9 protein-coding genes are annotated in these 9,342 nt (G+C 32.2%); 4 read left to right on the top strand and 5 right to left on the bottom strand.

The annotated features are described in order from the left end of the window. The first annotated feature begins 21 nt into the window (after positions 1-21). Complete coding sequence (locus tag LQ668_RS10365) at positions 22-723, top strand: GntR family transcriptional regulator (protein ID WP_107509357.1); 702 nt, start codon at positions 22-24, stop codon at positions 721-723. A 534-nt stretch (positions 724-1,257) separates the two neighbouring features. Here the strand turns inward: LQ668_RS10365 and LQ668_RS10370 are convergent. Then, complete coding sequence (locus LQ668_RS10370) at positions 1,258-1,848, bottom strand: histidine phosphatase family protein (RefSeq protein WP_198931347.1); 591 nt, start codon at positions 1,846-1,848, stop codon at positions 1,258-1,260. Positions 1,849-2,087: 239 nt separating this feature from the next. Here LQ668_RS10370 and LQ668_RS10375 point away from each other — a divergent pair, with 239 nt between their 5' ends. The 3 genes from LQ668_RS10375 (at position 2,088) to LQ668_RS10385 (ending at position 4,625) form a co-directional block, all read left to right on the top strand. Then, positions 2,088-2,723, top strand: coding sequence for an FMN-dependent NADH-azoreductase (locus LQ668_RS10375; RefSeq protein ID WP_107509355.1), 636 nt, complete (start codon positions 2,088-2,090; stop codon positions 2,721-2,723). A gap of 210 nt (positions 2,724-2,933) precedes the next feature. After that, on the top strand, positions 2,934-4,217 hold the full coding sequence (kynU, locus tag LQ668_RS10380) for a kynureninase (protein WP_107509354.1): 1,284 nt from the start codon (positions 2,934-2,936) through the stop codon (positions 4,215-4,217). 30 nt (positions 4,218-4,247) lie between these two features. Next, on the top strand, positions 4,248-4,625 hold the full coding sequence (locus LQ668_RS10385) for a GtrA family protein (RefSeq protein WP_078357841.1): 378 nt from the start codon (positions 4,248-4,250) through the stop codon (positions 4,623-4,625). A gap of 584 nt (positions 4,626-5,209) precedes the next feature. Here the strand turns inward: LQ668_RS10385 and lrgB are convergent. The 4 genes from lrgB to LQ668_RS10405 all read right to left on the bottom strand — a co-directional run bounded on the left by lrgB (position 5,210) and on the right by LQ668_RS10405 (position 8,921). Then, positions 5,210-5,911, bottom strand: a complete 702-nt coding sequence (gene lrgB / locus LQ668_RS10390) for an antiholin-like protein LrgB (protein ID WP_078357842.1) — start codon at positions 5,909-5,911, stop codon at positions 5,210-5,212. Further along, on the bottom strand, positions 5,908-6,324 hold the full coding sequence (gene lrgA, locus LQ668_RS10395) for an antiholin-like murein hydrolase modulator LrgA (protein ID WP_078357843.1): 417 nt from the start codon (positions 6,322-6,324) through the stop codon (positions 5,908-5,910). Before lrgA ends, lrgB begins: the two co-directional genes overlap by 4 nt. Positions 6,325-6,444: 120 nt before the next feature. After that, complete coding sequence (locus LQ668_RS10400) at positions 6,445-7,167, bottom strand: response regulator transcription factor LytR (protein ID WP_107509352.1); 723 nt, start codon at positions 7,165-7,167, stop codon at positions 6,445-6,447. Continuing rightward, complete coding sequence (locus LQ668_RS10405; protein WP_239776020.1) at positions 7,167-8,921, bottom strand: sensor histidine kinase; 1,755 nt, start codon at positions 8,919-8,921, stop codon at positions 7,167-7,169. Before LQ668_RS10405 ends, LQ668_RS10400 begins: the two co-directional genes overlap by 1 nt. Between the last annotated feature and the right edge of the window lie 421 nt (positions 8,922-9,342).

Here is a 9,342-nt window from a genome sequence, read left to right on the forward strand (position 1 = left end):
CAACGAAAAGTGGGGTTTAATATGCTGAAGTACGAATTAATTGCTGAACGTATTGAAGAGCTAATAGAGAATGGACAATATGAAGCTGGAGATAAATTACCAAGCGTAGAAATATTAAGATCTGAATTTAATGTAAGTAAGAGTACAATTATTAACGCTTTAAAAAGTCTCGAAAAAGAAGGATTAATTTACCAAGCAAGAGGAAGCGGTATTTATGTAAGAAATCCAAAAAGAGATGGCTACTTAAACTTATTTACTGCAGATGGATTTTCAGATGATTTGAAAGGTCACGAAGTAACAAGCAAAGTCTTAAAAATAGCTGAAATTAAACCTGAAGAACACATTAAAACTCAATTAAAATTACAAGATAATGAAACTGTATATTATGTAGAGCGAATTAGATACGTTGATGGCAAAGTATTCTGTATAGAAACTTCGTATTTCAGTAAAAATGTTGTACTATATATGAACGAAGAAATAGCAAACGGTTCTATATTCGATTACGTAGAAAACAATTTAAAAGTAAAAGTCGGTTTCACAGATATTTATTTTAAAATAGATAAACTATCTGCCAGTAATGCTGAACATTTACAATTAAACGAAGGCGATCCATCGTTAGAATATGAACAAATATTTTATACAAGTACCGGCATACCATTCGACTATTCTAAAATTATTTTCCATTACGAAAACTCACGATTCTATATACCTTCTGTAAAATAATCGAAGAGTTTGATCAAGTTGTAGATTAATTCAGGAGTTAATCGAAGAGATCGACCAAGTTGTAGATTAAGTCGGGAGTTAATCTAAGAGATCGACCAAGTTGTAGATTAATTCAGGAGTTAATCGAAGAGATTGACCAAGTTGTAGATTAAGTCGGGAGTTAATCGAAGAAATCGGCCAAGTTGTAGATTAATTCAGGAGTTAATCGAAGAGATCGACCAAGTTGTAGATTAAGTCGGGAGTTAATCTAAGAGATTGACCAAGTTGTAGATTAATTCAGGAGTTAATCTAAGAAATCGACCAAGTTGTAGATTAATTCAACTGTTAATCTAAGTGATCGACCAAGTTGTAGATTAAGTCGGGAGTTAATCTAAGAGATCGACCAAGTTGTAGATTAATTCAACTGTTAATCGAAGAGTTTCTCAAAATCAACACCATACAATGAAAAGTTCCTAAGACATCAATGATTTTCATAAAAAGTAAGAGCAGAAATTCAATTTTAATAATGAATTTCTGCTCTTTTTAAATTTCACTTTACTTATCTTCTGTTGGATTGATAGCTTGTATGAATTTGAATTTAGCATCTTCATATTCAAATTCTAATATACAACAATTCGTAAATTTAACTTCTTTCACTTGCTCAAATGGTAACCACAACTGTAAGAACATAAATATAGCTCCACCGTGACTAACTGCTAACATCGTATCTGCTTCGTCATTTTTCATGATTTCTGTTAATGTTTCATTCATTCTATTTTGAACATCTACACTTGATTCTCCACCATAATCAACGAAGTAGTCTCCATATGATGTTTCACCAGGTTTATGTGGTGGATTCAATAATTCACTCTCCGCTTCAAACAAGCCAAAGTTCCATTCTTTTAGTCCTTTTAATCTAACATATGATTTCTCAGGGCATATTAATTCTAATGTATCACATGCTCTTTCTTGTGTAGACGAATATAATGATTGAAACTGGACATTGGCTTCATCAAAATATGCTTTTGCCATTAGTGCCTGTTCTATTCCAAGCTTTGTCAAAGGTGAATCTGATGCACCTTGTATCTTTTTCTTTTCATTAAATAATGTTTGTCCATGTCGCATAAGATATAACTTCTTACTCAAATGTCATCATCCTTTCAAAATATGTATTATTCTAAATATATCCTACCACTAAAAATATCATCTTATAATTATCATGCACTGTATTCTGGATTTTTATACTTTTATCTCTAAAAATGTAACATCCTCTGTAAAGTGTAAAAGTCACTAATTTTAAAAGAGTATTTCTATTGATTTATAAAACAACCTAAGTATAATAATTATAGTTAGTTTAATTTTTATAAATAGAAGGGAAATATATTATGTCACAAGTATTATTCATTACAGCTCATCCACATGATGAAACTGTTTCTTTTTCAATGGCAACAGCTAAAGCTTTTATCGAAAGTTATAAAACTACAAATCCTAACGATGAAGTAGTTCATATTGATTTATACAATTCATATATTCCACAAATTGATGCAGATGTATTTGCTGGTTGGGGTAAACTACAATCCGGAGCAGGTTTTGATGCACTTTCTGAAAGCGAACAAGGTAAAGTACGCCGCCTTAATGAATTAAGTGAGCAATTTGTAAATGCAGATAAATATGTATTCGTTACACCATTCTGGAACTTCTCATTCCCACCAGTAATGAAAGCATATTTAGACTCAGTATCAGTAGCAGGTAAAACATTCAAATATACTGCTGAAGGTCCAGTTGGTTTATTACCAGATAAAAAAGCGCTACATATCCAAGCACGTGGCGGATATTATAGCGAAGGACCAGCAGCTGAATTAGAAATGGGTCACCGTTACATCGGACAAATGATGAGTTTCTATGGCATAACTGACTTCGATGGATTAATCGTTGAAGGACATAATGCTAACCCAGAAAATGCAGAAGAAATTAAAGCTGACAGTATCGAACGCGCTAAAGCTTTAGGAAAAACTTTCTAATAAAACGACTATAAATAATTCTGTCGACAAAGCTTAAACTTTGTTGGCAGTTTTTTTGTATACACTTTTAATGAGGAAATGAGAGACTTCCAAACTCCACTCCCTACATCACTTTCAAAATATTCATCAACATTTTCTTTGTTACTTTGCTTATGAAAGTATACAATTATATTTAAAGAACTATTCATTATTTTTAAGGGGATGAAACATATGGATACTGCATTTAATACAACAAAAGAGTTTGCTCATGCTTTAGATAAAGCAGATGTTCTGCATCATGTTCGTGATCGTTTTTACATACAGCCTAATGAAATTTATATGGATGGTAATTCGTTAGGTCTTGCTTCTAAAGATGCTGAGGCAGCGCTACTGAATACGCTTGAAGTTTGGAAAAAGGAAGGTATTAAAATTTGGAACGTTGAAGATAGTAAATACTATCATTATTCTAAACAAATCGCTTCAAAAATGGCACCTCTAATCGGGGCTAATCCAGAAGAAGTCGTTATTGTTGGTAGTACAACTTCTAATATTCACCAAGCTTTAAGTACATTTTACGAACCAACTGACAAGAAATATAAAATATTAGTAGATGATTTAAACTTCCCTACTGACCGTTATGCTGTTGATAGTCAAGTTCGTCAAAAAGGATTAGATCCTGAAGATACTGTTAAAGTCGTGACAAGCTCTGATGGTATGTTTATTGATGAAGATGCAATTATCGATGCTATGACAAATGATGTTGCACTCATTCTATTACCTACCGTGCTGTATCGTTCTGCACAAGTACTAGATATGGAAAAATTAACGATGGCTGCTAAAGAACGTGACATTATAATCGGATGGGATTTATGTCATGCTATTGGCGCAATTGAAATGGACTTAACTTTAATAGATGCTGACTTTGCAGTATGGTGTACTTATAAATATTTATCAGGAGGTCCAGGTTCAACTGCTGGTTTATATATTAATAAAAAACACTTCAATAAAAATCCTGGTACTGCTGGATGGTTTGGAAACAAAGATGAAACACAATTCCAACTAAATCATACGTTTGAACATCAACCAGATGCATCAGGCTGGCAGGTAGGAACACCTAATATTCTTTCAATGGCACCACTTGAAGGCGTGCTCAATATTTTTAATGAAATAGGTATGCATGCAATAAGAAATAAATCAGTACATATCACAGCATATTTGATGTATCTTATTGATGAAGCATTATCAGATTACGGCTATTCTGTTGGTAATTTACGTGATGATTTTAAACGTGGTGGTCATGTTTGTTTAGTTCATAATGAAGCCTACCGCATTAGTTTGGCACTTAAAGATAAAGGCGTTATACCTGACTTTAGAGAACCAAATGTTATACGCTTAGCACCTATTGCTTTATACACATCATATGAAGAAGTTTATAAAGTCGTTGAAATCTTAAAAGAAATTGCACAAGAGCATTTATACGAACAATATAGTAACAAGCGTGGACTTGTCGTATAATGAATCAAGGTTTTATAAAGGAGCAACATCATGTACAAGAAATATGGAGAAATCTTTCGTTTCATTATCGTAGGCGGTATTAACACAATCAATTATTACTGGGTATACTTATTATTGTTAAAAGTATTAGATATTAACTATTTAATAAGCCATATATCAGGATTTATTATAAGCTTTATCATATCGTTTTATCTAAATTGTTATTTTGTATACCATGTACAACCAACATTTAAAAAATTCATTCAGTTCCCTATCACGCAAGTTGTGAATATGGGTTTACAAACATTATTGTTGTATATATTTGTACAATGGCTACATTTGAACGAAACTTTCGCGCCATTCATAGGACTTGTCATTACAATACCAATAACATTTGTATTGTCTAAGTGGATATTAGTCGATAAATAAAAACACAGAGGGTGAGACAATTAATTGTCTCACCCTCTACTCCTGGTTGGACGACGAAAATAAGGATTTTTTTAAAATGAGCTAAGTTGTAGATTAATTCAACAGTTAATCTAAGAGATCGACCAAGTTGTAGATTAATTAAGCAGTTAATCTAAGAGTTCGGCTAAGTTGTAGATTAATTCAACAGTTAATCTAAAAGTTGGGCTATGTTGTAGATTAATTAAGCAGTTAATCTAAGAGTTGGGCTATGTTGTAGATTAATTAGACAGTTAATCTAAGAGTTGGGCTATGTTGTAGATTAATTCAACAGTTAATCTAAGAGTTCGGCTGTGTTGTAGATTAATTAAGCAGTTAATCTAAGAGTTCGGCTAAGTTGTAGATTAATCCAGGAGTTAATCTAAGAGATCGACCAAGTTGTAGATTAATTAGACAGTTAATCTAAGAGATCGACCAAGTTGTAGATTAATTCAGCAGTTAATCTAAGACATCACAAAATTAACACCACATAATGAAAGAGCTTGAGACATAAATGTCTCAAGCTCTCATTTTTGTAATCAAGTCTACTTTCATAGTTACATATCTCTTTATAACAAGAACATCACAAAGAATGGTACGACTGCGACTACTACTATTCCTACTAGAACAAGTGAAATACTTGCCATTGATTCTTCTACTTCACCAAGCTCTTTTGCTGCTGCAACGCCTAATGTGTGTCCACTTGTTCCTAATGCTAATCCTCTTGCTATAGGGTTCGTTATGTTAAATAATTTTAATAGCTTATTCCCTAATGCCATGATAATTACTGCATTTAATATAACAGCTAATGATGTTAACTCTTTAATACCTGATATACCTTCTGAAACTGGTAAAGCTATTGCTGTTGTAGCTGCTTGAGGTAACATAGATGCGATGATATCATCACCAAATTGGAATGCTTTTGCTACTATATAAATAATGACTAATGCAGCTACTGTTCCTACTGCAATTCCCCCCATAATATGGTGCCAATGTTTCTTCAAGACTTCGCGTTTTTTATACAAAGGAATTGCGAAACATATTGTCGCTGGTTCTAAGAAGAAGTTAATAATATCTCCACCGATTTTATAGTTTTCATATGGTATACCTGTAGCTTTTAAAAATACGATACCAACTACCATACTGAAAAATAATGGTGCAAATAAGAAAAATCCATTTGATCGTTTAAATAAATATGTACCGATTAAGAATACTGCAACTGATAATCCAATACCGAAATATGGTGTATTGACTCCTAAATGTTCCATCATGCGTAATCACCTGCCACACGTTTATGTTTAATATCTTTGACACTTTTAGATGTTTTTTCACTTGGTTTAATAATCATTTGTGAAAATATGCCTGTACAAACGAGTAATAAAATTGTTGATATAATAATCAATAATATGATGAGAATTGGACTTGTACTCAATACGCCTAATGAGTTAATAACTGAAATACCTGCTGGTACGAAAAGGAATCCAATATTATTTGTTAATGCTGTTCCAACCGCTTCTACTTGCTCTAATTTAATAATACCTGTCGTTAATGCGACAAACATTAATACTAAGCCAATTACTGATGCTGGCATTGGAATTGGCATAAAGCTTTCTATTATATGTGATATCAATAATATTATGGATATCGTTAATACTTGCTGAAAGAAGTTATTTACTTTTTTCATTCTGACAACCTCCCGAATTAATCTCTTAAGGTTATCTTAATATGAAAATAATGAATTAAAGCGTTTTCATGGCGAAATGCAATATTTGAAGTCTAAGTTACTAAATAGTTACTGTGAAAATTATACTAACCCTATTTCTGATTTAAACGTTTTCATATAAGAGCGACTTACCTGTAATTTGATATTACCTGTCAATGTTACTTGATACGTAGAATTGAACCAGTGTTCAACAGATTGGATATGCTTTTTATTGATGATACTTGCGCGATGAATACGTAAAAACTTTGTATCATTAAGCTTTTTTTCATAAAAGCTGAGTGGTTCGCTTGTTTCATATTCAGTTTCTACTGTATTTATAGTCGTAACACCTTGATTAACCGAAATTGCAATGATGTCATTTATATTTAATACATAAATACGATCTTCTATTTCAATCGGTAACACTTCATCTTGATTCACTTGTTTTGTCTCAATTGTATGATGGCTTTCAGCATTTGTAATTTTTTTAATTGCTTGTTCAATTCTTGATTTTTCAAATGGTTTCAAAATATAGTCTGTAGCTTCTAACTCAAACGCTTGTACTGCATACGTGTCATGAGCAGTTGCAAATATAATATGAGGAACATGTTTCATTTTGTTGATTTTCTTTGCCAAATCTAAGCCACTTTCTTCCATTAAATTAATATCTAAGAAAATGACATCAAATTCGTGAGATAACAATTGCTCTAAAGTTTCTTCGATATTTTCTGCTTCTTCAATTTGACTAAAAGAACCAATTTGATTGAGTAAATATTTTAGTTCATTACGTGCCAATGGTTCATCGTCAACGATAAGTGCTTGCATTACATACCCTCTTCTCTATATTTATGCGGTATTTCAGTACTTACTTCTGTACCTTTATTGCTCGTTTCTATTTGTAATTCTGCCGAGTGGCCACACAATCCCATTAATCTTTTATTTAAATTTTCAAGCGCACTACCTGTTCCCGATTGAGATTCTACAATAGCCTTTCCTATGATGTCTTTCTTATCTTCCGGAATACCTTGTCCATTGTCTTTTACTGATAATTTAATCGATTGATTTTGATTGAGAACAGATACCCAAATTCGATTATCATCTTTTCTATTTGTAAATGCATGTTTAATAGCATTTTCGACTAATATTTGAATGACAAACGGTGGGACAAGTGATGAATGGTTTTGGTCAGGTATATCATATTCAATAACAAAGTGATCAGGATATCTTGCTTGTTCTAAAGCAATATACGCGCGCACTTGTTCAAGCTCTTTTTCTATCGTAATCATATTGTTTCTAGCACCTTGTAAATTAGATCGGAAGAAGTGACTCAGTTGTAACAATAATTGACGCGCTTTTTCATGATCTATTCGGATAAGTGCCGAAATTGTGTTCATTGCATTAAAGAAGAAATGTGGATTCACTTGCGCTTGTAATGACTTAATTTCAGCGTCTTGAAGTAATTGTCTTTGCACTTCTACAGCACCTAATTCTAACTGGCTAGAGAATATTTTAGCCAAACCTTCTGCAAGTCGTTTCTCCACAAATGTTAAATCATGATAATCTGTAAAATATAACTTCAAAGTACCTACAATATCATCATGCACATATAATGGTATGACAATAGCCGCTTCTAATGGACAATTAGGATGTTGACACCCTATATCTTTACTTGTATAAACTTCTTTTTGATCCCCTGTTTCAATTACCTCTTTAGATAAATCTGTAATAATAGTTTTGTCAGGTGTATGATGATCACTTGCGACACCAACATGCGCTAATATATGCGTTTTATTAGTAATTGCCACTGCTGATACCTTCATTAAATCTTTTATAATTTTAGCAGCTTGATGAGCAGAAGATTCTGTTAACCCTTCTTTAAAATAAGGCAAAGTGTGATTAACTAATTTCAAAACATCATGCGTTTGAATAGCCCTCATTTGCTCTTCTTGTTTAACAGTTGAAATGATTATAGACATAAATATTGCCGTACCTAAACCATTTATAATAATCATTGGTAGTGCTATAAGTTGTACAAGTTCCCATGCATCAGCCTTTTGAGAAGAGAATATTAATATACAAATCATTTGTATCACTTCTGTTGAAGCACCTACTATAGCGCTTTGTGTAACTGATAAATAGCCTTTAGATTTAATTGCATATGTACCAAAATAGCCTGCAACCAAACCAATAACAATAGATGATATTAAATAAGTATAAGCATCAGCACCACCTATATAAACTCTAAATATTCCCGATAGTACACCTACAAATACACCTACAAAAGGTCCACCAATAAGACCCGAAACACCTATAGTTAATACACGGGTATTGGCAAGTGATACTTCTGGACCAAGATGTAAATAAATCATACTTGACACAATTTCTCCATTATGAATAGCAACACCAGTAAAGTTAGACAGTAGTGCAAATGAAGAGAATACTATAATTAAACGCCATTTTACATACCATTTTTCACGCTCACCCATCATATTTTTAAAGTACGATGTATTCATTAATATATACGCTACAAGGATAATGAGACCTACACGTTCTAATAGTAAAACAAATAAATTCAACATATTTACACCCATCATTCCTATAATTTTTATTCGATTTTATACCAACAAATATTTTACCATACGAAAGTTGAAAAATATTATATAAAGTGTCATTGTTATATTAATGAATATACTGTTAGCTATTGCTAATACAACTAAAATAAGGATTTTTTGAAAAATGAGCTGAGTTGTAGATTAATTCAACAGTTAATCTAAGAGTTTGGCTATATTGTAGATTAATTCAACAGTTAATCTAAGAGTTTGGCTATGTTGTAGATTAATTAGGCAGTTAATCTAAGAGTTGGGCTATATTGTAGATTAATTCAACAGTTAATCTAAGAGTTGGGCTTTGTTGTAGATTAATTCAACAGTTAATCTAAGAGTTGGGCTTTGTTGTAGATTAATTCAGCAGTTAATCTAAGAGTTTGCCTGAGTTGTAGAT

The sequence above is a fragment of the Mammaliicoccus sp. K-M42 genome, from assembly GCF_022386375.1.
Lineage (GTDB): Bacteria > Bacillota > Bacilli > Staphylococcales > Staphylococcaceae > Mammaliicoccus > Mammaliicoccus fleurettii.

What these genes read in the sequence shown, in the direction of transcription:
- LQ668_RS10365 (WP_107509357.1), top strand. Translation starts at nt 22, where the DNA reads ATGCTGAAGTACGAATTAATTGCTGAACGTATTGAAGAGCTAATAGAG.
- LQ668_RS10375 (WP_107509355.1), top strand. Translation starts at nt 2,088, where the DNA reads ATGTCACAAGTATTATTCATTACAGCTCATCCACATGATGAAACTGTT.
- kynU (WP_107509354.1), top strand. Translation starts at nt 2,934, where the DNA reads ATGGATACTGCATTTAATACAACAAAAGAGTTTGCTCATGCTTTAGAT.
- LQ668_RS10385 (WP_078357841.1), top strand. Translation starts at nt 4,248, where the DNA reads ATGTACAAGAAATATGGAGAAATCTTTCGTTTCATTATCGTAGGCGGT.
- lrgB (WP_078357842.1), bottom strand. Translation starts at nt 5,911, where the DNA reads ATGATGGAACATTTAGGAGTCAATACACCATATTTCGGTATTGGATTA.
- lrgA (WP_078357843.1), bottom strand. Translation starts at nt 6,324, where the DNA reads ATGAAAAAAGTAAATAACTTCTTTCAGCAAGTATTAACGATATCCATA.
- LQ668_RS10400 (WP_107509352.1), bottom strand. Translation starts at nt 7,167, where the DNA reads ATGCAAGCACTTATCGTTGACGATGAACCATTGGCACGTAATGAACTA.
- LQ668_RS10405 (WP_239776020.1), bottom strand. Translation starts at nt 8,921, where the DNA reads ATGTTGAATTTATTTGTTTTACTATTAGAACGTGTAGGTCTCATTATC.